The sequence below is a fragment of the Luteimonas soli genome, from assembly GCF_042648865.1.
Classification (GTDB): Bacteria; Pseudomonadota; Gammaproteobacteria; order Xanthomonadales; family Xanthomonadaceae; genus Luteimonas; species Luteimonas soli.
This window is the reverse complement of sequence record NZ_JBHRYA010000007.1, coordinates 42,540-68,357: the sequence shown is the minus strand read 5'-3', so window position 1 is coordinate 68,357 and position 25,818 is coordinate 42,540. Positions and strand designations below refer to the sequence as shown.

General features: G+C 72.1%; 26 protein-coding genes. 18 read left to right on the top strand and 8 right to left on the bottom strand.

The genetic code is table 11. The features are described 5' to 3' along the window. Position 1 precedes the first annotated feature (1 nt). The 7 genes from ACFONC_RS07710 (at position 2) to ACFONC_RS07680 (ending at position 7,491) form a co-directional block, all read left to right on the top strand. Positions 2–535, top strand: coding sequence for a gamma carbonic anhydrase family protein (locus tag ACFONC_RS07710; RefSeq protein ID WP_386743156.1), 534 nt, complete (start codon positions 2–4; stop codon positions 533–535). Between the two features lie 209 nt (positions 536–744). Beyond that, the gene (locus ACFONC_RS07705) at positions 745–1,425 is read left to right on the top strand and encodes an RDD family protein (RefSeq protein WP_386743155.1); all 681 of its coding nucleotides are present in this window, start codon (positions 745–747) and stop codon (positions 1,423–1,425) included. After that, positions 1,422–2,429: a stage II sporulation protein M gene (locus tag ACFONC_RS07700; protein ID WP_386743154.1), complete on the top strand. Its 1,008-nt coding sequence runs from the start codon at positions 1,422–1,424 to the stop codon at positions 2,427–2,429. The genes ACFONC_RS07705 and ACFONC_RS07700 overlap by 4 nt, the downstream gene beginning before the upstream one ends. Then, positions 2,426–3,994: a DUF4129 domain-containing protein gene (locus tag ACFONC_RS07695; RefSeq protein ID WP_386743153.1), complete on the top strand. Its 1,569-nt coding sequence runs from the start codon at positions 2,426–2,428 to the stop codon at positions 3,992–3,994. The genes ACFONC_RS07700 and ACFONC_RS07695 overlap by 4 nt, the downstream gene beginning before the upstream one ends. Next, positions 3,991–5,136, top strand: a complete 1,146-nt coding sequence (locus ACFONC_RS07690; RefSeq protein ID WP_386743152.1) for a DUF4350 domain-containing protein — start codon at positions 3,991–3,993, stop codon at positions 5,134–5,136. The genes ACFONC_RS07695 and ACFONC_RS07690 overlap by 4 nt, the downstream gene beginning before the upstream one ends. After that, positions 5,133–6,122, top strand: a complete 990-nt coding sequence (locus tag ACFONC_RS07685) for an AAA family ATPase (RefSeq protein WP_386743151.1) — start codon at positions 5,133–5,135, stop codon at positions 6,120–6,122. Before ACFONC_RS07690 ends, ACFONC_RS07685 begins: the two co-directional genes overlap by 4 nt. Before the next feature lie 46 nt (positions 6,123–6,168). Next, the gene (locus ACFONC_RS07680) at positions 6,169–7,491 is read left to right on the top strand and encodes a DUF58 domain-containing protein (RefSeq protein WP_386743150.1); all 1,323 of its coding nucleotides are present in this window, start codon (positions 6,169–6,171) and stop codon (positions 7,489–7,491) included. A gap of 131 nt (positions 7,492–7,622) precedes the next feature. Here ACFONC_RS07680 and aroE read toward each other — a convergent pair whose 3' ends face one another. After that, the gene (aroE, locus tag ACFONC_RS07675; protein ID WP_386743149.1) at positions 7,623–8,489 is read right to left on the bottom strand and encodes a shikimate dehydrogenase; all 867 of its coding nucleotides are present in this window, start codon (positions 8,487–8,489) and stop codon (positions 7,623–7,625) included. Between the two features lie 162 nt (positions 8,490–8,651). Here aroE and ACFONC_RS07670 point away from each other — a divergent pair, with 162 nt between their 5' ends. After that, positions 8,652–9,539, top strand: a complete 888-nt coding sequence (locus tag ACFONC_RS07670; RefSeq protein WP_386743148.1) for a TolB family protein — start codon at positions 8,652–8,654, stop codon at positions 9,537–9,539. A gap of 193 nt (positions 9,540–9,732) precedes the next feature. Here ACFONC_RS07670 and hemB read toward each other — a convergent pair whose 3' ends face one another. From hemB to ACFONC_RS07650, 4 genes are all read right to left on the bottom strand, one after another. Next, positions 9,733–10,725: a porphobilinogen synthase gene (gene hemB / locus ACFONC_RS07665; protein ID WP_386743147.1), complete on the bottom strand. Its 993-nt coding sequence runs from the start codon at positions 10,723–10,725 to the stop codon at positions 9,733–9,735. Between the two features lie 135 nt (positions 10,726–10,860). After that, on the bottom strand, positions 10,861–11,109 hold the full coding sequence (locus tag ACFONC_RS07660; RefSeq protein WP_386743146.1) for a hypothetical protein: 249 nt from the start codon (positions 11,107–11,109) through the stop codon (positions 10,861–10,863). 129 nt (positions 11,110–11,238) lie between these two features. Then, positions 11,239–12,243, bottom strand: a complete 1,005-nt coding sequence (locus ACFONC_RS07655) for a chorismate transformation enzyme, FkbO/Hyg5 family (RefSeq protein WP_386743145.1) — start codon at positions 12,241–12,243, stop codon at positions 11,239–11,241. Continuing rightward, positions 12,240–13,616, bottom strand: a complete 1,377-nt coding sequence (locus ACFONC_RS07650) for an NAD(P)/FAD-dependent oxidoreductase (RefSeq protein ID WP_386743144.1) — start codon at positions 13,614–13,616, stop codon at positions 12,240–12,242. Before ACFONC_RS07650 ends, ACFONC_RS07655 begins: the two co-directional genes overlap by 4 nt. A gap of 150 nt (positions 13,617–13,766) precedes the next feature. On the opposite strand from ACFONC_RS07650, the gene ACFONC_RS07645 reads away from it, so the two are divergent. From ACFONC_RS07645 to ACFONC_RS07600, 10 genes are all read left to right on the top strand, one after another. Next, a complete protein-coding gene (locus ACFONC_RS07645; RefSeq protein ID WP_386743143.1) occupies positions 13,767–14,036 on the top strand; it encodes a phosphopantetheine-binding protein in 270 nt (89 codons plus the stop codon). A 65-nt stretch (positions 14,037–14,101) separates the two neighbouring features. After that, positions 14,102–14,788, top strand: a complete 687-nt coding sequence (locus ACFONC_RS07640; protein ID WP_386743142.1) for a ketosynthase — start codon at positions 14,102–14,104, stop codon at positions 14,786–14,788. A 231-nt stretch (positions 14,789–15,019) separates the two neighbouring features. Beyond that, positions 15,020–15,790 (top strand): lysophospholipid acyltransferase family protein, encoded by a 771-nt coding sequence (locus tag ACFONC_RS07635; protein ID WP_386744605.1) that lies wholly within the window; start codon positions 15,020–15,022, stop codon positions 15,788–15,790. Further along, entirely contained in the window at positions 15,787–16,092 is a 306-nt protein-coding gene (locus ACFONC_RS07630) for a hypothetical protein (protein WP_386743141.1), read from the top strand. The genes ACFONC_RS07635 and ACFONC_RS07630 overlap by 4 nt, the downstream gene beginning before the upstream one ends. Then, a complete protein-coding gene (locus tag ACFONC_RS07625) occupies positions 16,089–17,084 on the top strand; it encodes an LpxL/LpxP family acyltransferase (protein WP_386743140.1) in 996 nt (331 codons plus the stop codon). Before ACFONC_RS07630 ends, ACFONC_RS07625 begins: the two co-directional genes overlap by 4 nt. Beyond that, positions 17,017–17,682 carry a LolA-related protein gene (locus ACFONC_RS07620; protein ID WP_386744604.1) on the top strand — a complete coding sequence of 222 codons (666 nt, stop codon included), beginning with the start codon at positions 17,017–17,019 and terminating at the stop codon, positions 17,680–17,682. The genes ACFONC_RS07625 and ACFONC_RS07620 overlap by 68 nt, the downstream gene beginning before the upstream one ends. 205 nt (positions 17,683–17,887) lie before the next feature. Further along, positions 17,888–20,314, top strand: a complete 2,427-nt coding sequence (locus ACFONC_RS07615; RefSeq protein WP_386743139.1) for an MMPL family transporter — start codon at positions 17,888–17,890, stop codon at positions 20,312–20,314. A gap of 104 nt (positions 20,315–20,418) precedes the next feature. Beyond that, the gene (locus tag ACFONC_RS07610) at positions 20,419–20,853 is read left to right on the top strand and encodes a phosphotransferase (RefSeq protein WP_386743138.1); all 435 of its coding nucleotides are present in this window, start codon (positions 20,419–20,421) and stop codon (positions 20,851–20,853) included. Positions 20,854–21,050: 197 nt separating this feature from the next. Next, positions 21,051–21,791 carry a 3-oxoacyl-ACP reductase FabG gene (gene fabG / locus ACFONC_RS07605; RefSeq protein ID WP_386743137.1) on the top strand — a complete coding sequence of 247 codons (741 nt, stop codon included), beginning with the start codon at positions 21,051–21,053 and terminating at the stop codon, positions 21,789–21,791. A gap of 206 nt (positions 21,792–21,997) precedes the next feature. Further along, positions 21,998–22,480 (top strand): hypothetical protein, encoded by a 483-nt coding sequence (locus ACFONC_RS07600; protein WP_386743136.1) that lies wholly within the window; start codon positions 21,998–22,000, stop codon positions 22,478–22,480. Between the two features lie 89 nt (positions 22,481–22,569). Here the strand turns inward: ACFONC_RS07600 and ACFONC_RS07595 are convergent, their stop codons facing one another. From ACFONC_RS07595 to ACFONC_RS07585, 3 genes are read right to left on the bottom strand one after another with little or no spacing between them, the layout of a single operon-like run. Beyond that, the gene (locus ACFONC_RS07595) at positions 22,570–24,198 is read right to left on the bottom strand and encodes an NAD(P)/FAD-dependent oxidoreductase (RefSeq protein WP_386743135.1); all 1,629 of its coding nucleotides are present in this window, start codon (positions 24,196–24,198) and stop codon (positions 22,570–22,572) included. Beyond that, positions 24,195–25,046, bottom strand: a complete 852-nt coding sequence (locus tag ACFONC_RS07590) for a glycosyltransferase family 2 protein (protein WP_386743134.1) — start codon at positions 25,044–25,046, stop codon at positions 24,195–24,197. The genes ACFONC_RS07595 and ACFONC_RS07590 overlap by 4 nt, the downstream gene beginning before the upstream one ends. Further along, a complete protein-coding gene (locus ACFONC_RS07585) occupies positions 25,039–25,818 on the bottom strand; it encodes a beta-ketoacyl synthase chain length factor (RefSeq protein ID WP_386743133.1) in 780 nt (259 codons plus the stop codon). The genes ACFONC_RS07590 and ACFONC_RS07585 overlap by 8 nt, the downstream gene beginning before the upstream one ends.

Genomic DNA, 25,818 nt, shown 5'->3' with positions numbered 1-25,818 from the left:
GATGAACAGCCTCCGGCCATATCGCGGCGTCCTTCCCTCGCTCGGCGCGCGGGTCTACATCGATCCCGACGCCAGCGTGATCGGCGACGTGGAGCTGGGCGACGACGTGTCGGTATGGCCGCAGACCGTGATCCGCGGCGACGTCAACTACGTGCGCATCGGCGCGCGCAGCAACATCCAGGACGGCACCGTGATCCACGTCAGCCACGACGGGCCGCACGCGAAGCTGGGCGGTTTCGCCACGGTGATCGGGCAGGACGTGACCATCGGCCACAAGGCGGTCATCCACGCCTGCCGGATCGAGGACGTGGTGCTGGTGGGCATGGGCGCGATCGTGCTCGACGGCGCGCTGGTGAAGAAGCACGCGTTCATCGGCGCCGGCGCGCTGGTGCCGCCGGGCCGCACCGTGGGCGAAGGCGAGCTGTGGGTCGGCAACCCGGCGCGGAAGATGCGCATGCTCAGCGATGCCGAAATCGAAGGGCTGCACTACAGCGCGCAGCACTACGTGCGGCTGAAGGACGAATACCTGCCGTAGGTCGGGGCTACGCCCCCGACATCGCGTTGTGCCCGGCAAGAGCGCGTCGGGGGCGTAGCCCCGACCTGCGGCGGGCCGGCTCGCGTTTGCGCCGCAACCGGTAGCCGGTACAGTAGCGGCGGGGACCGGTTCCGGAAAACGCAAGGCATGGAAGATCCGATGGCGGCACGCACGCGTGCCGGGGCGTGCGCGCGGATGATCGCGGCCTGATGCTCGATACCTTTCGCGAAGTGCACACGCCCGAGGGCGTCGCGCTGCGGCTGCCCGCCGCCGGCCCGGTGCCGCGCGCGCTGGCGTGGCTGATCGACCTGGGCATCCGCCTCGGCGTGCTGAGCGTGTCGTCGGCGCTGATCGGCGTGCTCGGCACGACGGGCGTCGGCCTGTACATGGTCGTGCTGTTCCTGCTGCTGTGGGCGTACCCGGTGGTGTTCGAGGCCATGCTCGACGGCCAGACGCCGGGCAAGCGTGCGATGGAACTGCGCGTGGTCTCGGCCGACGGCGCGCCGGTCGGCTGGTTGGCGTCGATCGTGCGCAACCTGCTGCGCACGGTCGATGCGCTGCCGGTGGGCTACGGCTTCGGCCTGGTGGCGAGCCTGTCGGATCCGCATGGGCGGCGCCTGGGCGACCTGGTCGCGGGCACCCTGGTCGTGCACGCGCCGCGGCTGCACGCGTCGCCGCAGCCGCCGGCCGTCGGCGTGCACGCGCCGGTGCAGCCGCTGCGGCCGGAAGAGCAGGTGGCGGTGATCGCCTTCGCCGAGCGCGCCGCGCAGCTCACCCCGGAGCGCCAGGAGGAACTGGCCGACATCGCCGAGCCGGCCACCGGCGCGCGCGGCGGCGCCGGGGTGGCGCGGCTGCTGGGCATCTCCAACTGGCTGCTGGGGCGGCGATGAGGCAGATGCATTTCGTCGCGCGCCACGAGCGCGAGTGGATGGAGTTCGAGCGCTGGCTCGACGCGCGCGCGGGCAGTCCGCGCACCGCGCGCGCGGAACGCAACTGGCAGGGCTTGCGCGACGAGGACATGCCGGTGCGCTACCGGCGCCTGTGCCAGCAGCTCGCGCTCGCGCGCCGGCGCGACTACAGCCCGGTGGTCACCGCGCGCCTGCAGGACCTGATGCAGCGCGGCCACAACGCGCTGTACCGGCCGCCGCCGCCGCGCTGGCGGCGCGCGCTGGAGTTCCTGGTCGCCGACTTCCCGCGCCTGGTGCGCGCGCAGCGCGGCTGCCTGTGGGCGTCGGCGGCGCTGTTCGTGGTTTCGACGGTGGCGATGTACTTCGCCGTGCGCTGGCGGCCCGAACTGGTGCACAGCCTGTTCGATACGCGCCAGCTGGCGCAGTTCGAGTCGATGTACGACCCGGCCGCGGCGAGCGCGAAGCTCGGCCGCGAGAGCGGCACCGACCTGGCGATGTTCGGCTACTACATCGCCAACAACATCAGCATCGGTTTCCGCACCTTCGCCGGCGGGTTGCTGGCGGGCGTCGGTTCGCTGCTGGTGCTGGTGTTCAACGGGGTGATGATCGGCACGGTGGCCGCGCACCTGCAGGGCATCGGCCACGGCGGGCCGTTCTGGCGCTTCGTGGTCGGGCATTCGGCGCCGGAGCTGTCGGCGATCGTGGTTTCGGGCACGGCGGGGCTGCGGTTGGGCCTGGGGCTGATCGCGCCGGGCCGGCACAGCCGGATCGATGCCCTGGTCGAGGGCGGCAAGGTCGGCGGCAAGCTGTGCATCGGGGTGTTCGCGATGCTGCTGTTCGCGGCATTCGTGGAGGCGTTCTGGTCGTCGATCGGGTCGATTCCCGGACCGGTGAAATTCGCGGTCGGCGGCGTGCTGTGGGCGCTGGTGCTTGGCTGGTTGGGTTTCGGCGGGCGCAACGCGCCGGTTCGCGGTGACGCGCGATGAAGCTCGAGTCCCTGCGCGTCGAACTGCGCCCGCGCTCGCCGTGGGAGGCAGTCGAGCTGGGCACCGCGCTGGTGCGCCGCAACGCCGCGGCGATCTGGATCCCGTGGCTGCTGCTGGTCGTACCTGTGTTCGTCGCGATCAACCTCGCCGCGCTCGCGGTCGACCGGATCTGGATCGCGTGGCTGGCGATGTGGTGGCTCAAGCCGCTGTTCGACCGCATCCCGCTGTTCGTGCTGTCGCGCGCGGTGTTCGGCGAGGCGCCGACCAAGCGCCAGACACTGGCCGCGCAGCGCGGCTGGGGCTGGCGTGCGATGCGCGGGCACCTGCTGTGGCGCCGGATCAGCCTGGTGCGCGCGCTGTCGCTGCCGGTCGACCTGCTCGAAGGCGCCGATGCCGCGCGCCTGCGCGAGCGGCGCCGGGTGCTCGGCGACGCGGTGCGCGGGCAGGGCATGCTGCTCACCGTCACGTGCCTGCTGTTCGTCGTCGCGCTGTCACTGTCGATGCTGTCGCTGGTGATGCTGTTCGTGCCGTGGGAGTTCCTGTCCGAATCGATGCGCGCGACCTGGTCGCTGCTTACCGTGCAGCCACCGCCGTGGGCGCAGTTCGCGCTGCACGCGGTGGTGTGGATCGCGACCAGCGTCATCGAGCCGTTCTACGTCGGCGCCGGCTTCGGCCTGTATCTCAACCGCCGCACCCGGATCGAGGCCTGGGACGTGGAGATCGCGCTGCGCCGCATGCGCACGCGGCTGACGACGACCGCGACCGCGCTGCTGCTCGCGATCGGCATGGTGTCGCTGCTGCCGCTGCCGTCGCAGGCAGCCGCGGCGCGGGTGCAGGCGGCACAGGACGAGGGCGGGCGGAAGTTGCGATCGCAACCGTCGCCGGCCGCCTACGAGGGCGCCGACGTCGTCGGCGTGGACGAGGTCTTCGGCGAGGCCTGGGTTGACGACGCGGACTTCGCCGAGGCGGTCGAACAGGCCTACCGCGACCCGCTGCTGCGGCCCAAGCGCACGGAGTCGCACTGGCGCAAGCGCGACCAGGAGAAGCGCCAGCCGCCGAAGGCGCTGCCGTTCCCGTGGCTGGCCAAGGCCATTGCCTTCGTCGGCGAGTTCGGCCTGTGGCTGCTGCTGGGCGGGCTGCTGGTGCTGCTGGCGGCCACAGCGAAGCGCTGGCTGCCGTGGCTGCGTGCGGGCCTGGCCGACCGGTCGGAGCCGGCGCCGGTCGACGTGGCCGACGCCGCCCTGCCCGACGTGCTGCCCGAGGACATCGCCGCAGCCGCGCGCAGGCTTTGGCGCGAAGGCCGGCCGCGGCGCGCGCTGGCGCTGCTGTACCGCGCCAGCGTCGAGGCGATGGCACGGCGCGCGGACGTGACGCTGGTGCCCGGCGCCACCGAGTCCGAATGCCTGCGCGCCTCGCGGCGCATGCCCGATCCAGCCGACCGCGACGCGTTCGCGCGCATCGTCCGCGTCTGGCAGTACGCGGCCTACGCGCGCCGGCTGCCGGACGAAGCCGAGTTCGATGCCATGCTCGGCACGCTCGCGCAGCGCTTCGGGTGGGCGCGATGAAGGTCTCCGGGCGCAACGTCCTGCTGGTGGCGGTCGGCCTGCTGGTCGCGGCCGTGGTTGCGGGGTGGTGGCTGTACAACTACGAGTACGTCGAGACCGAGGTCGACCTGCCGCCGCGCGGCGAGGCCCGCTACAACCCGCTGTACGCGCTGCGGCTCGCGCTGCAGGCCGCCGGCGTGGAGGCCACCTCGCGCCAGCGCCTGCAGCTGGACGAAGTGCCGCTGGGCGTGCATGACACCGTGCTGGTGCTCAGCGACCCGCGCACGCTGTCGCCCGAGGACGTCGACGGCCTGCTCGCCTGGGTGGAGGGCGGCGGCCACCTGCTGGTGCGTACGCCGCCGCTCGAGCGCGGCGACGCCACCCGCGCCGGTGCGCTGCTCGACGCGCTGCAGCTGCGGCTGCTGTCTTCCCGCGAGTGCACGCGCTTCGCGGCGCAGGCCGACGATGACGACGGGGAGAAATCCAGCAGCGGGTGGTACGCGTTCTGCGCACGCACCCGCTTCGCCATGCTCGGCGTGGAGCCGCTGCAGTCCTGGGGCGACCTGGACAAGGGCTATGTCTACGCGCGCCTGGCGCACGGTTCGGGGACGGTGGACGTGCTCGCGGACCTGGGTTTCCTCACCAACGGAGCGCTCGAACAGCCCGGCCCGACCGCGCTCGCACGGCAGCTGCTGCAGCCGGGTTGGAAGCGCGGCACCGTGCACCTGGTGTACGCGGCCAACATGCCGTCGCTGTGGCGATTGCTGCTCGAGACCGCATGGATGGCGTGGCTGCCCGCACTGCTGACGCTGGCCGCGTGGCTGTGGATGCGCACGCAGCGATTCGGCCCGCCGCTGCCGTCGCCGGAGCCGGCGCGGCGCGCGCTGCTCGAACACGTGCAGGCCAGCGGCGAGCACCTGTGGCGCTACGGCCGCGCGTCGGTGCTGCATGCCGCGGTGCGCGAGGTGTTCATGGCGCGCCTGCGCCGCCGCGACCCGCTGGCCGCGGCGCTCGACGGCCGCGCCCAGGCCGAAGCCATCGCCCACCGCACCGGCGCCACCGTCGCCGACATCGAACACGCCCTGCAGGTGCCGCGTCCCCGCGACGGCGCCGACTTCCGCCAACGCATCGCAAGACTCCTCCAGTTGAGGCAACAGCTATGACCGACCCACGAACGCTTCCCGCCCCGATCACCGGCGAAGACCTCGCCGCCCGCGTCAGCGCGGTGCGCGACGAGGTGTCGAAGGCCTTCATCGGCCAGGCCGAGGTGCTCGACCAGATCCTGGTCGCGCTGCTCGCCGACGGCCACGTGCTGGTCGAGGGCGTGCCCGGCCTGGGCAAGACGCTGCTGGTGCGCGCGCTGGCGCAGGCGCTGGGCTGCGACTTCGCGCGCGTGCAGTTCACGCCCGACCTGATGCCCAGCGACGTCAGCGGCCACGCCGTCTACGACCCCAAGACCGAGGGTTTCGTGGTGCGCCGCGGCCCGGTGTTCACCAACCTGTTGCTGGCCGACGAGATCAACCGCGCGCCGGCCAAGACCCAGTCGGCGCTGCTTGAGGTAATGCAGGAGCGGCAGGTGACGATCGAAGGTTCGAGCTTCGCGCTGCCGCCGCCGTTCATGGCGCTTGCCACGCAGAACCCGGTCGAGCAGGAAGGCACGTACCCGTTGCCCGAGGCGCAGCTGGATCGCTTCCTGCTCAAGGTGCTGATCGACTATCCGTCGCAGGCAGACGAGGCGCGCATGGTCAGCGCGGTCAGCCAGGGGCGCACCGCGGCCGACTTCGACCTGTCGCAGGTCAAGCAGGTGCTCGCGGATGGCGACATCGTCGCGATGCAGCGCGGCACCGCGCAGGTGACGCTCGACGACGCGGTGGTGCAGTACGCGGTGCGGATCGCGGCGGCCACGCGCAAGTGGCCGGGCATCGCGCTGGGCGCCGGCCCGCGCGGCAGCCTGGCGCTGGTGCGCGCGGCGCGCGCGCAGGCGGTGCTGATGGGGCGTGACTTCGTCACCCCGGACGACATCCGCGACATCGCCAAGCCCGCGCTGCGCCACCGCATCGCGCTGGCGCCGGAGCTGCAGATCGAAGGCCAGGATCCCGACCAGGTGCTGCACGCGCTGCTGGCCAAGGTGGAGGCGCCGCGGCAGTGAGGATGCTGCGCGCCCGCGCGTGGTGTCCGCTGCCGGGGAGCGGGCGATGAGGCCGGCGCCCCTCCTGGTCGTCGCGTTCGTCGCCTGGGCCGCGCTCGGCGTTGCTGCGAGCTTCGGCTGGCTGCCGCCGTCCGCGTGGCCGCTGGCCGGCGCCGTGATCGCGCCGGCCGCGCTGCTGGACCTGCTGCGCCTGCGCCGACGCGCGACGCCGGAGGTCGTGCGGCAGGTTCCGGAGGCGCTGCCGATCGGGATCGAGCGCGAGGTCACGCTGCACGTCGAATCCGGCCCGTATCGCCAGCGCGTGGACGTGTTCGACCTGCATCCCGGCGGCTGGGAGTCGACCGGCCTGCCGCGTTCGCTGCGGCTGCCGCCGGACACGGTGTCCAGCTTCGGCTATCGCCTGCGCCCGACCGCACGCGGCGACTTCCGTTTCGAAGGCGTGCAGCTGCGCCTGCTGTCGCCGTGGCGGCTGTGGCGGCAGTCGCGCATCGCCGGCGTGCCGCAGCCGGTGCGCGTGTTCCCCAACTTCGCGCCGCTGGCGCGCTTCGCCCTGCTGTCGGCCGAGCAGGCCTCGCGCATCGTCGGCGCGCACCTCAAGCGCCGTCGCGGCGAGGGCACCGACTTCCACCAGATGCGCGAGTACCGCGTCGGAGACAGCCTGCGCCAGATCGACTGGAAGGCGACCGCGCGCGCGCGCAAGCTGATCTCGCGCGAGTACCAGGACGAGAAGAACCAGCAGCTGATCGTGGTGCTCGACACCGGCCGCCGGATGCTGGCGCGCGAGCCTGCCCCCGCGGGGGCGGGGGGTGCGCTGGCGCACTTCGACCACGCGCTGGACGCGTCGCTGGTCGTCTCCTACCTGGCACTGCGCCAGGGTGACGCGGTCGGCCTGTACGCCACCGGCGGCGAGGAGCGATGGGTCGCGCCGCAGCGCAGCCTCGGCGCCATCGACACGCTGCTGCGCGCCAGCTACGACCTGCAGCCGCAGCCGGTGGCCACCGACTACCTGGCCGCCGCCACGGGCCTGTCGCTGCGCCAGCGCCGCCGCGGCCTGCTGATGCTGGTGACCAACCTGCGCGACGAGGACAGCGAGGACCTGCTGGCCGCGGTGCGGATGCTGCAGCGGCGCCATCTCGTGGTCGTGGCGAGCCTGCGCGAGCGTGCCATCGACGAAGCGCTGGACGGCGACGTGCACGAACTCCAAGACGCCCTGCGCGCCGCCGCTGCCGCGCGCTACCTCGCCCAGCGCGCCGCCGTGCACGATGCCCTGCGCCACCAGCGCGTGATGGTGCTGGACGTGACCTGCGAACAATTGCCGGCGGCGCTCGTGGAGAAGTACCTGGCGATCAAGCGCGACGGGATGCTGTGACGCGCAATCCCGGCAGCCTGGCCCGCCGTAGGTCGGGGCTACGCCCCCGACGGCTCCTGTCCGCATGAATCCCGCGCATGTTTCCGGGTTGCGATCCCGCGAAAAGCCGTCGGGGGCGTAGCCCCGACCTACTAGTCCCCCGTCACCAGCAGCGCATCGCGCTCGCGCAGCGCAGCGTAGGCTTCGTCGGTGTACGGGCGCACGTCGTGCCAGAGTTTGAAGGCGTCGGCGGCCTGCTCGACCAGCATGCCGACGCCATCGACGGCCTTGCGCGCACCGGCCGCGCGGGCCCAGGCGAGGAAGGGGATCGCGACCTCGCCGTAGCTCAGGTCCACGCAGGCGGTGCGTGCGCCGACCAGCGAGGTCGGCAGGGTCGGCAGCCCGCCGCTGCGCGCGGCGGAGGTGGCGTTGATGATCAGGTCGAATTCGCCCAGCGCCCGCAGGTCCTCGTAGTAGCGCGAATGCACGCGCTTGGGCAGGCCCAGCTTGTCGACCAGCGCGTCGGCGCGGGCGCTGTCGCGGTTGACGATGAACATGTCGCCGATGCCGGCGTCGATCAGTGCCGGCGCGACGCCGTGCGCCGCGCCGCCGGCGCCGAGCAGCAGGGTGCGGCGCTGGCGCAGGTCCACGCCCTGGCGCGCGGTGAGGTCGCGCACCAGGCCGCTGCCGTCGGTGTTGTCGCCGTGCCACCGGTCGCCCCCCGCTTCCGCGGGGGCAGGCTTGCGGACCAGGACGTTGACCGCGCCGGCGCGACGTGCGCGGTCGCTGACCTCGGAGCACAGGGCCAGTGCGGCCTCCTTCAGCGGCAGGGTCACGCAGGCGCCGTCGCCGCCGCCGGCGGTGAAGGCTTCCAGCGCGGTGGCGAAAGTTTCGGGCGTGGCGTCTATCGCCTCGAAGCGCAGCGGTATCCCCGTCTGCTGGCTGAAGCGGGCGTGGATGCGCGGCGACAGAGAGTGGGTGATCGGATGGCCGAACACGGCGTGGTGGGATTCGGACATGGCGGCCCCCTGGGTCTGGATTTCGGGGCGCGATTGCGTGCCTGTCGCCGATCGCGCGGTCGCATCGAGTGTACTCCGCGCGTTCGTGGAGCCGGCGCGATGAACCGTCGTTCCCGACGCCGCGGCCGGTAGACTGCCGGCGACTCCCCGGCGGATGGAACGATGCAACGGACACTGGCGATGGCGGCGACGATGCTGGCCTGCGGCGCGGCGGGCGCGGCGCTGCAGGAGTTCGGCATTGAGGGCATGGGCGTGGTGTCCACGCCGCATTCGGAAGTGCGCGCGAGCGTCAGCCCGGACGGGCAGCGCATCGTCTGGGGCAGCACCGACCGCCCCGGTGGCGCCGGCGGCTGGGACCTGTGGCAGGCGACGCTGCGCGACGGCCGCTGGCAGGACCCGATGCCGCTGCCGGTCAACTCGGCGGGCAACGATTTCGACCCCGCCTTCAGCGCCGACGGCAAGTGGCTGTACTTCTTCTCCAACCGCGACGGCGGTTTCGGCGGCGACGACCTGTACCGCGCGCCGGTGCTGGCCGATGGCGACTTCGGCGAAGCGGAGAACCTCGGCCCCGGCGTCAACGGCAAGGGCGACGAATGGGCGCCGACGCTGAACCTCGACGGCACGCGGCTGCTGTTCGCCAGCAACTCGTTCGGCGGCGCGGGACGCCACGACCTGTTCGTCGCGCGCTGGAACGGCGAGACGTTCGTCGAACCGCAACCGGTGCCCGGGATCAACACCGCGGCCGACGAGTTCGACGCGGCCTGGCTGGGCAACGGCCGCGCGCTCGTGTTCGCGCGCTCGGACGACGTCGAGAACGCGCCGATCCGGCTGTGGCTGGCGCAGTGCGACGGCGCCGCCTACGCCGATCCGCAGCCATTGGTGTTGTCGTTCAACACCGGCGACGGTGCAACGTTGGGCCCGATGTCGGACCTGTCGAAGCCGACCGAACTGCTGGTCAGCGGCGCGGCCAAGGCGCCGAAGGCCGGCAAGATGGACATCTACCGCATGCGCGCCCCCACCGTGACCGGACAAGCTGGCTGCGTGCCCTGATTCCAGTGGGAGCGGCCTCAGCCGCGAGCTTTTTGCGGGACACGCGACAGGTGCCAGGCGCGGAGACAAAAGCGCGGCCGCATTCGTAGGAGCGGCGGAAGCCGCGACTCCGGTCGCAGCAGATGGTCGCGGCTTCCGCCGCTCCTACCGGGGCGTCATGCGTGGCCGCATCAGATCGAGCCACTCGCGCGGCTCAACCGTCCTCGCGCAGCCAGCGCGCCGCATCCAGCGCGAAGTAGGTCAGCACGCCGTCGGCGCCCGCGCGCTTGAAGCCCAGCAGCGCTTCCAGCGCGCACTTGCGTTCGTCCAACCAGCCGTTGGCGAAGGCGGCCTTGAGCATCGCGTACTCGCCGCTGACCTGGTAGGCGTAGGTCGGCACGCCGAACTCGTCCTTCACCCGCCGCACGATGTCCAGGTACGGCATGCCGGGCTTGACCATCACCATGTCGGCACCTTCCTCGAGGTCCAGCGCGACCTCGCGCAGCGCCTCGTCGGAATTGCCCGGGTCCATCTGGTAGGTGCGCTTGTCGGCCTTGCCGAGCGCCGACGCCGAGCCGACCGCGTCGCGGAACGGGCCGTAGAAGCTGCTGGCGTACTTGGCGGCATACGCGAGGATGCGGGTGTGGATGTGGCCGTCCTGCTCCAGCGCCGCGCGGATCGCGCCGATGCGCCCGTCCATCATGTCGCTGGGTGCGACCACGTCGGCACCGGCGCGTGCGTGCGACAGCGCCTGCTGCACCAGCGCCTCGACGGTGACGTCGTTGATGACGTAGCCGGCGTCGTCGACGATGCCGTCCTGGCCGTGCGAGGTGTAGGGGTCGAGGGCGACATCGGTGATCACGCCCAGCTCGGGGAAGCGCTGCTTCAGCGCACGCACGGCGCGCTGGCACAGGCCGTCGTCGTCCCAGGCCGCGGCCGCGTCGAGCGACTTGGCCTCCGGCGCGGTGACCGGGAACAGGGCGAGTGCCGGGATCCGCAGCTCGCTGGCGGTCTCGGCGACCTTCAGCAGCTCGTCGATCGACAGGCGCTCGATGCCCGGCATCGAGGGTACCGCGGCGCGGCCGGCCGGCTCGTGCACGAAGACCGGGTAGATCAGGTCGTCGGCGGTGAGCACGGACTCGCGCATCAACCGGCGCGAGAACTCGTCGCGGCGCATGCGCCGCGGGCGGAGGTAGGGGTAGGTCATGCGCGCATTTTACGCCTGCGGCCGCATGGAGGTCGTCCTCGAGGCCCTTGTGGGAGCGGCTTCAGTCGCGAGCTCTTGATCTTGTTCGCGTGGGGAAAGCTCGCGGCTGAAGCCGCTCCCACAGGGAAGCGTGGCTCAGATCACCCCGCCGCCCAGCACCAGCCGCCCCACGGCCACCACGATCACCAGGCCGTTGAGCACCAGCCCGGTCTTGGCACGGCCGCGGTTGCCCGGCGCGGTGAACAGCACGCCGATCGCGGCAATGATCGCGCCGACCGCGGCGAAGGGGATCAGGAACCAGTTCCCCCATCCGAGCAGCGGGATGAGGGCGACGATCATCCAGATCATCGCGACGATGCCCCAGAGCAGGCTGATCAGTCCCATGCGTGGGTTCCTTGCGGAAGGGATTCGGGATTCGAAAAAGCGATCACGCGTCCTGAAAATAGCGCCGTCGGCTGCTCTTTCCAATCCCCAATCCCCAATCCCCAGCCCCCAGCCCCGAATCCCGGCCCCTCAGCCATGCACCCCGTCGATCTCCACCGCCAGCTCCCGCCGGCAGATCGCCGCGTGCAGCAGCACCCGCGGCACGCTGTCGCCCAGGCGCCGGTCGAGGGCTTCGGCGACGGTGGCCATGTCGTCGCGGTCGCGCACGTACACCTTCAATCGCGTGCCGGGGCCGAACTGCGCCGGCAGGTCGGGCCGGCGTGCGCGCGCGGCGCCGACCAGGGCGTCGAAGTTGTTGAAGGTTTCGTCGAGCTGGGCCAGCAGTTCGCCCACGTGCGCGGTGGCGTGGCCGACCACGCTGGCGGTGCCCGACAGCAGCAGCGGCATGGCGCTGCCCGGCGGCGGTAGCATCGCGCGGGCGAAGCTCGGCTGCTGCGGGCCGTACTGGCGCGGATAGCGGTAGGCGCTGACCTGGCGCGGGTTCTCCACCGGCGTGCCGGGCGTGCGCGCGGCCAGCCAGTAGACCTGGACCACGCGCGCGTCGTCGCAGCGGCCGATCGCGGTGGCCGCCGGCAGGCTGCGCACGTCGAAATCGCCCAGTCCGCGCGCGCGGCCGATGCAGAACTCGCGGTAGCGCTCTGAGTCACCGTCGCCGAGGGTGATCGCGTCGAGGTAGTTCCAGACCCGCAGCAGGTGCGGCGTGTCGCTGGCGCCGACGAAGGCGGTCATGCGCGCGTAGGCGTGCTCGGCGGCGGCGGTGACGCCGTCCAGCCGCGCCTCGTCGACCTCGATCGCGCCGAACAGCAGCTGGCCGTCGGTCGCCCACTGGATGTCGCCATCGCGGCCGCACTCGACCGGGCCGTTGGCGTGCCAGACCTCGAGCGGCGCGTCGCCGTGCGGCATCAGTGGCACGCGCAGGTAACGCGGGTCGTCGTGCAGCGGCGCGCCGCCGAAACCGAGCACGGCGAGGACGTCGCCGCCGGCCAGCGGCGTTGCAGGGGACGCGGCGTGGACATATTCGACCTGCAGCCGCGGCGTGTCGCCGCCGGGCAGGGACTGCAGCGGCCGGCTCATGGATTGCCCGTGTGCAGGGTGTCGCCGTCGAAGCCGACGCCCGGCTGGCGCCGGCGTCGCCACCAGTCGCGCGCGGCGCGCGGCGCCATGCGCAGCGCGGCGGCGGCATACAGCGCGCGGAACATGCGCAGCCGCCGGCGCACGCGCGGGCTGTCGAACACATCGCCGGCCAGCATCGCCACCACCGCCTGCTCGATCTGCAGCGTGTTGCGCGGATTGGCGAACAGGTACTTCATCGTCGGCGAGGTGAAGCGGTAGATGAACCACTTGAATTCGTCCAGGCCCTTCACCAGCCGCCGCTCGAGGTCGCGCTGCAGCGCCGCCTCGCGCGTCGGTTCGCGCAACGCGCCGTCGACGACTTGCGCGCCCTGCTCGGCGCCGTGCATGCCCAGGTACACGCCGGAGGAGAACATCGGGTCGACGAAGTTCCAGGCGTCGCCCACCAGCAGCCAGCCGGGACCGGCCATGCGCGCGCACTCGTAGGCGTAGTTGCCGGTGACGTGCACCGGCGCGACGCGCTGCGCGCCCTGCATGCGGCGCGCGACCTCGGGGATCGTGTCCAGCGTGCGCAGCAGGAAGCCCTCGCTGTCGCCCTTGCGGGTCTTGAGGTATTCCGGGTAGCAGACCGCGCCGACGCTCATGTCGCCGTCGGCCAGCGGGATCAGCCACGCCCAGCCGTGCTCGTGGCGGTAGATGCTGACGTTGCCGGCGTCGCGGCCGGGGCGGCGCTCGACGCCGCGGTAGTGGCTGAATACCGCCGCCGACTGGTGGCGCGGGTTCTTGCGCTTGAGCTTGAGCTTGCCGCCGAGGAACGCATCGCGGCCGCTGGCGTCGACCACGTAGCGCGGGCGGAAGGCCAGTGCGTTGCCGCCGGCGTCGCGCGCATGAACCAGCGACGGGCGGCCGTCGGCGCCGAACTCGACCCGCTCGACCTTGGCCTGCTCGCGCGCGTCCACGCCGTTCTCGCGCGCGTGTTCGAACAGCACCTGGTCGAACTGCTCGCGCTTGACGTGGTAGGCGTGGTCGCACTTGGCATCGAGCGCCCGCGCGAAGTCGAAGGTGTTGTAGCCGCCCTCGTCGCGCGGGAAGTCGGCGCCGAGCTTGAGCATGCCGATCGCGTCGACCTTCTCGAACGCGCCCATGCGCTTGAGGATCGGCATGTTCATCGGCAGCAGCGACTCGCCGATGTGGAAGCGCGGGTGGCGGTCCTTTTCCAGCTGCGTCACCCGCCAGCCCTTGCGCGCCAGCAGCGTGGCGATGGTGCTGCCCGCCGGGCCGCCGCCGATCACCAGCACGTCGGTGTCGGTAACGTCGGGCGTTGCCGGTGCCGCGGCGTCGGCGGCGGCTTCGGGCTGGACGCGATTCGTTGTCATCCTGAATACGGGCGCTGTCTGGCGGGGTGGCCGAACATGATAGCGGCTGCACCCGCGACCCGGTTGCGCGCCGGGGCGCGATGCTGGATCGTTGCAGCCCCCGGCGCGACGCGATTGCCGCCTGCGCCCGTCCAACCGAACGGAAGCCCGATGTCCCCGCAAACCGACGCCGAACGCGAACTGGCCCAGCTGCTGGTCGAAAGCCTGAACCTGGAAGAGGTCGAACCCGGTTCGATCGACCCCGAAGCGCCGCTGTTCAACACCGGCCTGGGCCTGGACTCGATCGACGCGCTGGAACTGGCGCTGGCGATCAGCAAGCGCTACGGCTTCCAGCTGCGCTCGGACAACGACGAGAACCGCCGCATCTTTGCCTCGCTGCGCGCGCTGTCCGCGCACGTCGAGCAGAACAAGGCGGCCTGAGCGGCGAAGCCTGCGGGAGCGGCCATGGCCGTGATGCCTGCGTCATCCCTCCCGGCCACGACCGAATGACCCTCGCTTTCCAGGCGCTTCTGGCGCTGGCGTACACGGTGCTCGCGCACCTGTCCAACGCGCTCGACCGCCCGGCGCTGGGCGCCATCGCGCTGGCGCTGCTGGCGTTGATGCTGCTGCTGGCGCCGATGGCGCGCGGGCGCTGGTGGGCGTGGCTGGCGCTGCCGCTGCTGCTGCTGGGCGTGCGGGCCCTGCACGAGGCGGGGCTGGTGCGGGCGCCGATGCTGCTGGTGCCGGTGGCGTTCGTGGCGCTGGTGGCGTGGTGGTTCGGGCGCAGCCTGCGCGGTGGGCGCGTGCCGCTGATCACGCGCATCGTGGCGCGGATGGACGATGTCGCCCCGGAGGCGCTGGCGCCGGACCTGCGGCGCTACACCCGCGGTCTCACCGCCGCCTGGGCCTGGCTGCTGGCCGTGCTGGCGCTGCTGAACCTGCTGCTGTCGGTGGTCGCGGTGCCCGACGGCCTGCTCGCCACGCTCGGCGCGCCGTCGCCGCTGCCGATCACGCGCACGCAGTGGTCGTGGTTCGCCAACATTTCCAATTACGGCGTCATCGGCGGCTTCTTCATCGCCGAATACCAGCTGCGCAAGCGTCGCTTCCCCGGCCGCTACGACAGCTTCCTGCACTTCCTGCGCAAGCTCGCCGCGCTGGGACCGGCGTTCTGGCGGGATTTTTTGAAGCCGTGATGGGACGGGGGCTGGAGGCTAGGGGCTGGGGGCTGGGAGAAGCGGCTCGCGGCCGCTTCGATGCCGTCATGTGGGCGCGATGAGAGTTTGCTTCGCTTATCCGGATCCTGTCTGCGATCAAGCTGACAGTCGAAGCGCGACATCCCCGGACCCCAGCCCCTAGCTCCCAGTCCCCAATCCCGGCCCTCCGGTATCCTTCGCCCCGTGCAACCGCAAGAAGACACCATGGACATGCCATCGTCGCCGCCCCGGCGCTCCGATCGGAACCTCGCCTGGACGGCGTTCAACGCGGTGCAGTTCGCCTTCACGCTGGCGTGGACGGCCGCTTGGATCAGCGCCGCGCTGCTGGTCCACGCGGTGCTGCGCGACCGCCACTGGCCGCTGCGGATGGCCGCGCGCTGCTGGGCGCCGGGCCTGCTGTGGGGCGCCGGCGCGCGCCTGCAGGTGAGCGGGCTGGAGCAGGTGGACTGGTCCCGCAACCACGTCTTCGTCGCCAACCACCAGTCGACCATCGACATCTGCGCGCTGTTCCGCGCGATCCCGGTGCCGCTGCACTTCCTGCTCAAGCAGGAGATGACGAAGGTGCCGTTCGTGGGCTGGTACGCCAGGGCGATGGGGATGGTGTTCATCGACCGCAGCAACCGCCGCGCCGCGCTGGGCTTCATGCGCCAGTCGGCCGAACTGCTGCGCGGAGGCGGCAGCCTGTGCATCTTCCCCGAGGGCACGCGCAGCCGCACGGGCGTGGTGGCCGGGTTCAAGGGCGGCGCGTTCCAGGCCGCGATCGACGCTGGCGTGGACGTGGTGCCGGTGGCGATCGAGGGCTCGGGCGCGGTGCTGTACCCGGAGGGCTTCTTCCGCGTGCGGCCGGGCACGATCCGGGTGCGCTTCGGCGCGCCGCTGGCCACGCGCGACGGCGACCGCCCGGTCGAACGCCAGGCGCTGGCCGACGACGCGCGCGCTGCGGTACTGGCGATGCTGGGGCGCCGCGCAGGCCAGGCATGAGCGGGTTCGTGATCGGCGACGACCATCCGGCACTGCCGGGGCACTTTCCCGGCCGGCCGATCGTGCCCGGGGTGGTGATCCTCGACCGCGTGCTCGACGCGATCGAGGCCGCGCACGGTCCGCTGGGCGCGCTGCGCTTGCCGCAGGTGAAATTCCTGCGGCCGCTGCTGCCGGGGCAGGCGGCGCAGGTTGCGATCGAGGCAGTTGCGTCGCCACGGCCCGATGCGCCCGCGTCGCGCTGGCGCTTCCGCGTCGAACACGATGGACAGCTGCTGGCCAGCGGCGAGGTCGTCGCGCAATGAACAGCACCTGGAAGCAGCGGCGCGAAGGCGGCGGCTGGTTCGCGATCTGGCTGATCCGCAGCATCGGCCGCTACGGCGGGCGCGCGCTGGCGCGGCTGTGCCTGTATCCGATCACTGCGTATTTCCTGCTCCGCCGCAGCGATGAACGCCGCGACTCGCGCGCCAGCCTGACCCGCATCCTCGGACGGCCGGCAACGCTGGGCGACGTCGCGCGTCATATCCACACTTTCGCCGCGACCATCCTCGACCGGGTGTTCCTGCTCGGTGGGCAGATCGAACGCTTCGACGTCACCGTGCACGGCGTCGCGCAGGTCCACGCCCAGCTCGATCGCGGCCAGGGCGTGCTGCTGTTCGGCTCGCACCTGGGCAGCTTCGAGGTGCTGCGGGTGATCGCGCGCAAACGCCCGGACTACCGCATCCGCGTCGTGCTCGACAAGGCGCACAGCCCGGCGATGACGCACCTGCTCGACGCGCTCAACCCGGAGATCGCCGCCGGCGTGATCGACGCCGGCCAGGACGGCCCGAGCCTGATGCTGGCGATCAAGCAGGCCGCCGACGAGGGCGCGCTGATCGCGCTGCTGGTCGACCGCACCCAGCCCGGCGCGGCGACGCAGGAAGCGCGGTTCTTCGGCGCGCCGGCGCGGTTCCCGGTGGCGCCGTGGCTGATCGCGGCGGTGCTGAAGCTGCCGGTGTCGCTGGCCTTCGGCCTGTATCGTGGCGGCAACCGCTACGACCTGGTGTTCGAGACGTTCGAGGACCAGGGCCTCGACCTGCCCCGGGCGCAGCGCCGCGCGCGCCTGGCCGCGCTCATCCAGCGTTACGCGGCCAGGCTGGAACATCACGCGCGGCTGGCGCCGTACAACTGGTTCAACTTCTATGATTTCTGGAATGTCCATGAGCAATCGCAACCCGCGCCCGAAGGGGCTGCCGATGCTGCTGTCGGCGCTGATGCTGGCCGCCGTGACGGCGTCGGCGGCGCCGCAGGCGGCTGACCCCGGCGCGCCGGTCGACAGCGACTGGGTGCTGCGGATCCTCGCGCGCCCGGCGCCGATGCGGACTAACTTCGTCGAACTGCGCGCCTCGCGCCTGCTCAAGGCGCCGCTGCGCCTGTCCGGCGAGTACCAGCGCCCGGACGAGGACACGCTGGTGCGCCAGGTGCGCGTGCCGTACGTCGAAACCACCACCATCACCACCGACGCGTCCGGCGCCGGGCAGGCGACGGTGGCGCGCGAGGGCAAGGCGCCGCGCAGCTTCGCGCTGTCGCGCGTGCCGGAGCTGGCGCGGCTGCAGGCGAGCTTCGGCGCGCTGCTGTCGGGCGACCGCGCCGCGCTCGAACGGCACTACGCCGTCCACGCCGAGGGCACGCGGCGCAAGTGGAAGATGACACTGACGCCGAAGGCCGAACCGCTGGCGGAGAAACTGCGTGACATCGCGCTGTACGGGCGCGGCATCGAACTGCGCTGCATCGAGACGCGGCCGGTGGAAGGCGACATCCAGCGCACCCTGCTCGCGGGCGCGGCGCGCACGGCGCACGAGATCAACAGCGTCGACGGGCTGGTCGCGCTGTGCCGCGGCAAGCAGAAGCCGTAGCGCGGCGCGCGATGGCCGTGTCGTCGAAGGGGACTGTTTCGTCATTCCCGCGAAATGGCAGTTCGTCATTCCCGCGAAAGCGGGAACCCAGTGTCTTGGCCAGCGAAGAGCGGAAGCCGCTGGGTTCCCGCTTTCGCGGGAATGACGAGCGGGAGCAGCAACCGTATCGGCAACCGCAATGCCCGCGCTGCATGGACACCCGCCCATGAATGCCCGCCTGCGCATCACTTTCGCCCTGCTGTGGCTGGCCGCGCTGCTGCTCGCCGGCTGGTGGATCAGCGCGCACCTGCAGCTGACCGGCGACCTGCGCAAGTTCATGCCCGCCCCGGAAACCCCGGAGCAGAAGCTGCTGATCGACGAACTTGGCGAAGGCCCCGGCTCGCGCCTGCTGCTGGTGGCGCTGTCGGGCGCCGATGCATCCACGCTCGCGGCGCAGTCGAAGGCGCTGCGCGCGGCGCTGGCCGGCGACGGGCAGTTCACCCTGGTCGCCAACGGCGACGTCGGCCTCGACGCGATCCCCGAAAACCTGCGCCCGTACCGCTACCTGCTCTCGCCCACGCTTGACGGCCAGCCGCTGGATGCCGACTACCTCGCCGCGCAGCTCGACGAGCGCGTGCAGGACCTGGGCTCGCCCGCCGGCGCGCTGGTCGAACCGCTGATCGGCAGCGACCCGACCCTGGAAACGCTCAAGGTCACCGAGGCGCTGCAGCCGGCGAACGCGCCACGGCGCCTGCATGACGTCTGGTTCGACCGCGCCGGCAAGCGCGCGCTGCTCGCGGTGCAGACGCGCGCGGCCGGCTTCGATCCCAGCGGCCAGCAGCTGGCGGTCGACGCGATCCACGCCGCGTACGCGCGGGCGCGCGGCGACGGCGCGGGTGACATCGTGCTCAGCGGCCCGGGTGCGTTCTCGGTCGAGATCGGCGGCCGCACCGAGGCCGAGGCGAAGTGGATCGGCACGATCGACACCATCGGCCTGGTCCTGCTGCTGCTCGTGGCCTACCGCAGCTGGAAGATCCCGGTGCTCGGCGTGCTGCCGCTTGCCAGCGCGGGGCTCGCGGGCCTGGGCGCGGTGGCGCTGCTGTTCGACGGCGTGCACGGCATCACCGTCGCCTTCGGCTTCACCCTGATCGGGGTGGTGCAGGACTATCCGATCCACCTGTTCAGCCACCAGCGGCCGGGCGTCACGCCGCGCGAGAATGCGCGCGCGCTGTGGCCGACGCTGGCCACCGGCGTGGTCGCCACCTGCATCGCCTACGTCACCTTCCTGTTCTCCGGCGTGGACGGCCTGCAGCAGCTGGCGGTGTTCACGATCGCCGGGCTGGCCGTGGCCGCGCTGTCGACGCGGCTGCTGCTGCCGCGGCTGATCGATCCGGCGCCGGGCGACTTCGCCGACTCGCGGGTGCTGGCGCGGATGTGGTCGTGGACGCGGCACCTGCCGCGGCCGCGCTGGTCGCTGGCGCTGCTGGCGCTGGCTGCGATCGCCGCGGCCGCGCTCGCGCCGGGGGCGTTCTGGCAGGACGACCTGTCGAAGCTGACCCCGGTGCCGGCCGACGCGCTGGCGCGCGACGCCGACCTGCGCGCCGAGCTCGGCGCCCCGGACGTGCGCTACGTGCTCACCTTGCAGGGCGACGACGAGGAAGCGGTGCTGCGGGCCTCCGAGCGCCTGCGTCCCGGACTCGACGCGCTCGTGCGGGGCGGCGCGCTCGACGGCTACGACATGGCCGCGCGCTACCTGCCCAGCGCCGCGGTGCAGCGCGCGCGGCAGCAGGCGCTGCCGGATGCCGCGACGCTGCAGGCCGCGCTCGACGCGGCGCTGGCCGACAGCCCGTTCCGTGCCGACGTGTTCGGCGGGTTCGTCGACGACGTTGCGACGGCCCGGGCGCTGCCGCCGCTGACTCCGGCCGACCTGTCCGGCACGCCGCTGGAAGCCGGCGTCGGTGGCCTGCTGCTGGGCGGCGAAGGCCGCGCGACCGCGCTGGTCTCGCTGACCGGCCTGCACGATCCGGCCGCCGTCGCGCGCGTGGCGCGGCTCAACGGCGCGGCGCTGCTGGACATGAAGGCCGCATCCGAATCGCTGGTCGTCGCCTATCGGGGCCGCGTGCTGGCCGCGCTCGCCGTGGCGGCGGCGCTGCTGGCGCTGACGGTGTGGCTCGCGATGCGCATGTCGGTGCTGGCCCATCGCCGCGCCTCCCCTGTCGCGGTCGCCGCCGACGCCACCGCCGACGCCGACGCCGATGCCGCACCGTCGCCGCGCACCGGCGTGGCGCGCGAAACGGCTCTCCGTACCGCGCGCGTGCTGCTGCCGATGGCGCTGACCACGCTGCTGGTCCTGGCCGTGCTGCGGCTGTGCGGCGTCGAGCTGACCCTGTTCCACCTGGTCGCGTTGATCCTCGGCGCCGGCCTGGGCCTGGACTACGCCCTGTTCTTCGACCACGCCGGCGACGACCAGGCCGACCAGCTGCGCACCCTGCACGCGCTGATCACGTGCAGCCTGATGACGCTGCTGGTGTTCTTCCTGCTCGCGCTGTCGTCGATCCCGGTGCTGCGCGCGATTGGCAGCACGGTCACGCTGGGCGTGGTGTTCAACTTCGTGCTGGCGCTGCTGGTCTCGCGCCAGCCCGCGAAGCCGTAGGTCGGGGCTACGTCCCCGACGGCCACTTCTGTCGACCAAGACCCGCGCGCATCGCGGCTCCCGCCGCTCCTACAATTGCGGGCCATGCAGCCTTCGCCGATACCATGATCGACCGCGACCAGATCCTCGCCCTCATCCCGCACCAGGGCGCGATGTGCCTGTGGGACGAGGTCGTTGACTGGGACGCACGGCGCATCCGCCTGCGCGCGCACAGCCATCGCGACCCCGCGCACCCGCTGCGCTCGAACGACCGCCTGCGCGCGATCCACCTGTGCGAGTACGGCGCCCAGGCGATGGCCGTGCACGGCGGCCTGCGCGCCCGCGAAGCCGGCGGAGCGGCGAAACCCGGTCTGCTGGTCGCGCTGCGCGGCGTGCAGTTGCATGTCGCCCGCATCGACGACTTGCCGGAGGCGCTCGAATGCGAGGCTGAAGTGCTGGTCGAGGCGGAGGCCAGCCAGCAGTACGCGTTCCGCATCCACCACGCCGGCAGTCTGCTGGCCGAAGGGCGCGCCGCGGTGATGTTGGCCTCGTACTCGTAGGAGCGGTGGAAGCCGCGAGATTTTGCTCCCTCCCCTGCGAAGGCTGGGGAGGGGTGACCTTGGGGTCTGCCCGAACCGTGATAACCCCCTCCCAGCCTCCCCCTGCCGTCGCAGGGGGAGGGGCCAAGGCAAGAGCTCGCGGCTGAAGCCGCTCCTACAAAAGCCCCGGCCAAGCGAGACCGGCGATAATCCCGCGCATGGACAAGCAATCGACAACCCCGCGCCGCGCCCTCGTCACCGGCGGCAGCGGCGACCTCGGCGGCGCGATCTGCCGCCAGCTCGCCGCCGACGGCCTGCACGTGATCGTCCACGCCAACGGCAACCGCGCGCGCGCCGAAGGCGTGGTGGCGGAGATCGTCGCGGCCGGTGGCAGCGCCGAAGCGGTCGCGTTCGACGTCGCCGATGGCGATGCCACGGGCGCCGCCATCGTCGCGCTGCTCGAAGGCGGTCCGGTGCAGGTCGTGGTCAACAACGCCGGCATCCACGACGACGCGGCGATGGCAGGCATGTCGGCCGCGCAGTGGAAGCGGGTGGTCGACGTGTCGCTGCACGGCTTCTTCCACGTTACCCAGCCGCTGCTGCTGCCGATGGCGCGCACGCGCTGGGGGCGGATCGTCAGCGTGTCGAGCGTGGCGGCGGTGCTCGGCAACCGCGGCCAGGCCAACTACGCCGCGGCCAAGGCGGCGCTGCACGGCGCATCGAAGTCGCTGGCGCGCGAAATGGCCTCGCGCGGGATCACCGTGAACGTGGTTGCACCGGGCGTGATCGCCGGGCGCATGGCCGAAGACGCGTTCCCGCCCGAGATGGTGAAGCAGATCGTGCCCGCGGGACGCGCCGGCACGCCGGACGAGGTCGCCGCAGTGGTGCGTTTCCTGTGCTCGGACGCGGCAAGCTACGTGACCGGGCAGGTGATCGGCGCCAACGGCGGCATGGCCTGAGCTGCATCGCTCGCCGTAGGCCGGGACCATGCCCTCTTCCGCCGTAGGTCGGGGCTACGCCCCCGACGCCCCGCGTGTCGTCCTGCGGCGTTTCGTCGTGGATCAAGAGCCGTCGGGGGCATAGCCCCGACCTACGGCGTCTTCATGCACCGGTCCGCGGCGGCGGCGTAGCATCGGCCGCATCGAAACTGCCCGAGGAGAGCGCCATGCGCCTGTTCCTGACTGCATTGCTCGGCCTGGCGCTGTCGGCCTGCGCCAGCTCCGCGCTGGTCACCGGTACCCCGCGCGCACCGATCGACCCGTCTCAGGTGCGCGTGTATTTCCAGGCCCCGCCCGGCGGCTACGAGGAAATCGCGCTGCTGGAAAGCAACAGCGGCGCGTTCACCTACGGCGAACAGAACAAGATGAACTCGGTGGTCGCCAAGCTGCGCAAGGAGGCCGCGAAGCTCGGCGCCAACGGCGTGCTGTTCCGCGGCACCGCCGACGGTTACGGCGGCAGCGGCGTGAGCGTGGGCGCGGGCGGCGGCCGCGTCGGTGGCAGCAGCTTCAGCAGCGGCGGCATCGGCGTGAACATCAGCCCGCGGCAGAAGTACGCGCGCGGCATCGCCATCTACGTCGCCAACCCGGCCGCGGTGGACGAAACCCCGCCTGCGCCGGTTCCGGCGCCCGTGTCCGAACCGCAGCGCTGAGCCGCGCACTCGTGCACGCCGGCGGCGAGGACGCCGCCGCGCCGCATGCGCAGCACGCGATGTCGCATGGCGGCGCTCACTCGGAGCGCTCAGGCGGCGCTGGCGTACCAGGGCGCTGACAGCGACGGCGGCGCGTCGGCATCCGCGAGCAGCGCGTCGAGTCCATGGTCACCGATATCCGCATGCTCGCCGCGCGCGCGGGCGAGGATCTCGGCCGCCAGCCAGCCCATGCGCGCGACGTTGCCGGTGATGCGCGTGGCGAAGGCGTCGTCATCCAGCTGGTCGGACAGCGCGCGGTTGAGCTCGTGGAACCAGTCGATGTGGTACTGGTCGAGCAGGCGCGAATCGATCGGCAGCGCGCGCCCGGCATTGCGTTCGCCCCACTCGCGCAGCAGCGCTTGCATGCTCGCGTTGAGCGTGCTGCCACGTTCGAACTGCTCGCGCAGGCGGCCGAACATGGCCACGTCGGCGATGCGCCCGGAGAAGAACGCCGGCGCCAGCAGCGCCCAGTAGAACGTGTAGTCCCAGATGATCTTGACCGGCATCACCTGCGCGTCGCCGAACAGCGCGTACTGGTCCTGGAACAGGGTCATCGTGGTCTCGTAGAACGAGAAGTACAGCTGCTGGTAGATCTCGGCGTACGACGTCCAGTTGCGGCCGGCGCGGTCGCGCGCGACCAGGTCGCAGATGTAGGTGTTGGAGATGGCGATGAAGTCGCTGCCCGGCGAATAGAACGGGTCCAGGAACAGCCCCGCCTCACCGGTCAGCGCCCAGCGGTTGCCGAACACCTGCGTGCAGCCATGCGAGAAGTGGCGCATGAAGCGGAAGTCGCACACCTCGTGCCCGGGCTGCTCCAGCGACGCGGCCACGCGCGGCTGGTGCTCGCGCAGCCAGGCCATTGCCTTGTCGTGGGTGTTCATCGTCTCCAGCGGATGCGCCTTGCCGTCGCAGACGATGCCCAGCGAATGCGCGCCCGACGCCAGCGGGATCAGCCAGAACCAGTAGCCCGGGCCGCACATGTGGTTGGTCGAGCGCCAGCGGTCCGGCGGCGTGCAGCGCGCCAGCCACTGCGGGTCGTCGGACCAGGTGTTGGGATCGATCCTGCCCTCGACCCGCCACCACGCCGCGTTGGCGTCGTGGTCGTTGTCCTGCGCCAGGCCGAGCTTGCGCTTGAGCAGCGCGGCGCGGCCGCTGGCGTCGACCACCCAGCGCGAAGACAGCGCCTGCTGCGTGCCGTCGCGTTCGAACGCAACCCGGTGCGCGTCGTCGCCTTCGCCCAGTTCGACCGCGCGCACGATGGCGGCGTCGCGGAAGTCGACGCCGAGCGCGAGCGCGCGCTTGCCCAGGAAATTCTCGAAGCGGCCGCGGTCGATCTGCCACGACGGCGTCGGCAGCAGCTTGCTCACGCCCAGTTCGGTGCAGCGGTCGACGTCCATGCGCCCTTCGGAGAAGAAGAACCGGAAGCCGAACTTGCGCACCTGCGCGCGATCGAGGTGGTCGCGCAGGCCGAGCACGTGGGCGAAGTAGTGCGCGCCGATCTCCACCGTCGACTCGCCGACCTTGAACGCCGCCTCGCGCACTGGATGCGCGTTGCGCTCGATCACGGTCACGCGCAGGGCCGGGTCCTGGCGTCGCAACTGGATCGCCAGCGTCAGCCCGGCCAGGCCGCCGCCGAGGATGGTGACGTCGGTGTCGGTGGTGTCCGGTTGCGTGCTCATCCTGCGCGTTCCGCTCCTGGGGTCCTGGTGGGCAATGCGGCGAACTCGCCGTCCGGGTCGTCGATCACCGGCGGCCGCGCGCGGCAGCGGCGGTACTCGGTGACCACGTCGCCATGGTTCCAGACCTGGGCGACCACGTGCGTGGTGATCCTGCGCAGGTCGTGGAACAGGCGGAAATGGCTCTTGCGCATCAGCGCCGGCGCGCCGGCGCCGGCGTAGCGCGTTTCGATCGGCACCGCGACCACGCCCGCGCCGGCGCGGCGCGCGGCCGAGATCAGCATCTGCGCCTCGAACACGAAGCCCTCGCCGGGCACGTCGTCGAGCGTGTACACCGCGTGCGGGTACAGGCGCTGGCCGCTCTGGCTGTCGACCACGCGGAAGCCGCAGCCCCAGCCGATGCCCCAGTCGCCGAAGTCGTTGCCGATGCGCCGGTACACCGGCTGCGCCGCGCGCTTGCGCAGCCGCGCGCCGACGATCACGCAGCCCGGATGCCGGTTGGCCGCCGCGACCAGGCGCGGGATGTCGGCGCCGCTGTGCTGGCCGTCGCCGTCCATCGTCGCCACGGCCTGCGCGCCGACGCGCCGTGCCTGGGCGAAGCCGCTGCGCAGCGCCGCGCCCTTGCCCATGCGCCGCGGGTGGCGCAGCACGGTCGCGTCGAGGTCGGCGATGCAGTCGGTGGTGTCGTCGTCGGACCCGTCGTCGACGACGATGACGTGGTCGCAGTGCGCGCGCGCGTCGAGCACCACCTCGCGGATCCGCAGCGCCTCGTTGAGCGCCGGGATGACCACGGCGACGTTGCCACGATGCAGGCGCTGGCGTGCAGTACCGGCGGCGGCCGGCTCAGCCATGCGCGATCTCCACGCGCAGCACACGGCCCGGGCCGGCTTCGAGCAGGACCACGTCGTCGCCGCCGGCCAGCGATTCGAACAGCGGCAGCATCGGCGCCATCGCGTTGCCGGCGGCGTGCCGCGACAGCGGCCCGGTCGCCTCGGGCGCCTGGCCGTCGACCAGGGTCGCGCGCAGGCGCAGGTCGCCCGGGTTCTGCGAAAGCAGCAGCGCGGCGCCGAGCAGGCCGCGGCTGTGCGACATCGTTTCCAGCGGGCCGGTCGCGTGGCCGTCGTAGGCGACCAGCAGCACCGCCTCGGCGCCTTCGGCCAGCTGCGCCAGCGCTTCGACCAGGCCCTGGGCGAACGTCGCGTCGAACGCGCTGAGCGCGGTGCTGGCGTGCATGCAGCCGCTGCCGATGGTCCAGTAGCCGGCGGCGGCGTTGTGCACCGAGTTGTGGAATTTCGTCGGTGAGATCGCGCGCGGTTCGTTGGCGAGCGTGGCGCACATGTAGTCCATGATCGGCAGGTCGCCGTGGGTGGAGGCGAACACCGACGGCAGCGACGCCGGGTCGCGGCCGGCGGCCGTGCAGGCGGCCAGCGCGACTTCCAGCGCGACCGCGACGGTTTCCGGCGCGCGCCGGCGTTCGTTGGGCGCGAGCAGCTGCGGCGACGGCCGGCGCGGCGCGTCGGCGACGGGCGCGCCGCCGGCGATGAAGTCGCGCGCGGCCTGCCACGACGGCAGCCCGTCGGTCCAGAAGCCGATGCCCTCGATGGTCGCCGTGCGCCGGGGCAC

Coding starts and splice junctions, on each gene's coding strand:
- ACFONC_RS07710 (WP_386743156.1), top strand. CDS start 2: ATGAACAGCCTCCGGCCATATCGCGGCGTCCTTCCCTCGCTCGGCGCG.
- ACFONC_RS07705 (WP_386743155.1), top strand. CDS start 745: ATGCTCGATACCTTTCGCGAAGTGCACACGCCCGAGGGCGTCGCGCTG.
- ACFONC_RS07700 (WP_386743154.1), top strand. CDS start 1,422: ATGAGGCAGATGCATTTCGTCGCGCGCCACGAGCGCGAGTGGATGGAG.
- ACFONC_RS07695 (WP_386743153.1), top strand. CDS start 2,426: ATGAAGCTCGAGTCCCTGCGCGTCGAACTGCGCCCGCGCTCGCCGTGG.
- ACFONC_RS07690 (WP_386743152.1), top strand. CDS start 3,991: ATGAAGGTCTCCGGGCGCAACGTCCTGCTGGTGGCGGTCGGCCTGCTG.
- ACFONC_RS07685 (WP_386743151.1), top strand. CDS start 5,133: ATGACCGACCCACGAACGCTTCCCGCCCCGATCACCGGCGAAGACCTC.
- ACFONC_RS07680 (WP_386743150.1), top strand. CDS start 6,169: ATGAGGCCGGCGCCCCTCCTGGTCGTCGCGTTCGTCGCCTGGGCCGCG.
- aroE (WP_386743149.1), bottom strand. CDS start 8,489: ATGTCCGAATCCCACCACGCCGTGTTCGGCCATCCGATCACCCACTCT.
- ACFONC_RS07670 (WP_386743148.1), top strand. CDS start 8,652: ATGCAACGGACACTGGCGATGGCGGCGACGATGCTGGCCTGCGGCGCG.
- hemB (WP_386743147.1), bottom strand. CDS start 10,725: ATGACCTACCCCTACCTCCGCCCGCGGCGCATGCGCCGCGACGAGTTC.
- ACFONC_RS07660 (WP_386743146.1), bottom strand. CDS start 11,109: ATGGGACTGATCAGCCTGCTCTGGGGCATCGTCGCGATGATCTGGATG.
- ACFONC_RS07655 (WP_386743145.1), bottom strand. CDS start 12,243: ATGAGCCGGCCGCTGCAGTCCCTGCCCGGCGGCGACACGCCGCGGCTG.
- ACFONC_RS07650 (WP_386743144.1), bottom strand. CDS start 13,616: ATGACAACGAATCGCGTCCAGCCCGAAGCCGCCGCCGACGCCGCGGCA.
- ACFONC_RS07645 (WP_386743143.1), top strand. CDS start 13,767: ATGTCCCCGCAAACCGACGCCGAACGCGAACTGGCCCAGCTGCTGGTC.
- ACFONC_RS07640 (WP_386743142.1), top strand. CDS start 14,102: ATGACCCTCGCTTTCCAGGCGCTTCTGGCGCTGGCGTACACGGTGCTC.
- ACFONC_RS07635 (WP_386744605.1), top strand. CDS start 15,020: ATGCCATCGTCGCCGCCCCGGCGCTCCGATCGGAACCTCGCCTGGACG.
- ACFONC_RS07630 (WP_386743141.1), top strand. CDS start 15,787: ATGAGCGGGTTCGTGATCGGCGACGACCATCCGGCACTGCCGGGGCAC.
- ACFONC_RS07625 (WP_386743140.1), top strand. CDS start 16,089: ATGAACAGCACCTGGAAGCAGCGGCGCGAAGGCGGCGGCTGGTTCGCG.
- ACFONC_RS07615 (WP_386743139.1), top strand. CDS start 17,888: ATGAATGCCCGCCTGCGCATCACTTTCGCCCTGCTGTGGCTGGCCGCG.
- ACFONC_RS07610 (WP_386743138.1), top strand. CDS start 20,419: ATGATCGACCGCGACCAGATCCTCGCCCTCATCCCGCACCAGGGCGCG.
- fabG (WP_386743137.1), top strand. CDS start 21,051: ATGGACAAGCAATCGACAACCCCGCGCCGCGCCCTCGTCACCGGCGGC.
- ACFONC_RS07600 (WP_386743136.1), top strand. CDS start 21,998: ATGCGCCTGTTCCTGACTGCATTGCTCGGCCTGGCGCTGTCGGCCTGC.
- ACFONC_RS07595 (WP_386743135.1), bottom strand. CDS start 24,198: ATGAGCACGCAACCGGACACCACCGACACCGACGTCACCATCCTCGGC.
- ACFONC_RS07590 (WP_386743134.1), bottom strand. CDS start 25,046: ATGGCTGAGCCGGCCGCCGCCGGTACTGCACGCCAGCGCCTGCATCGT.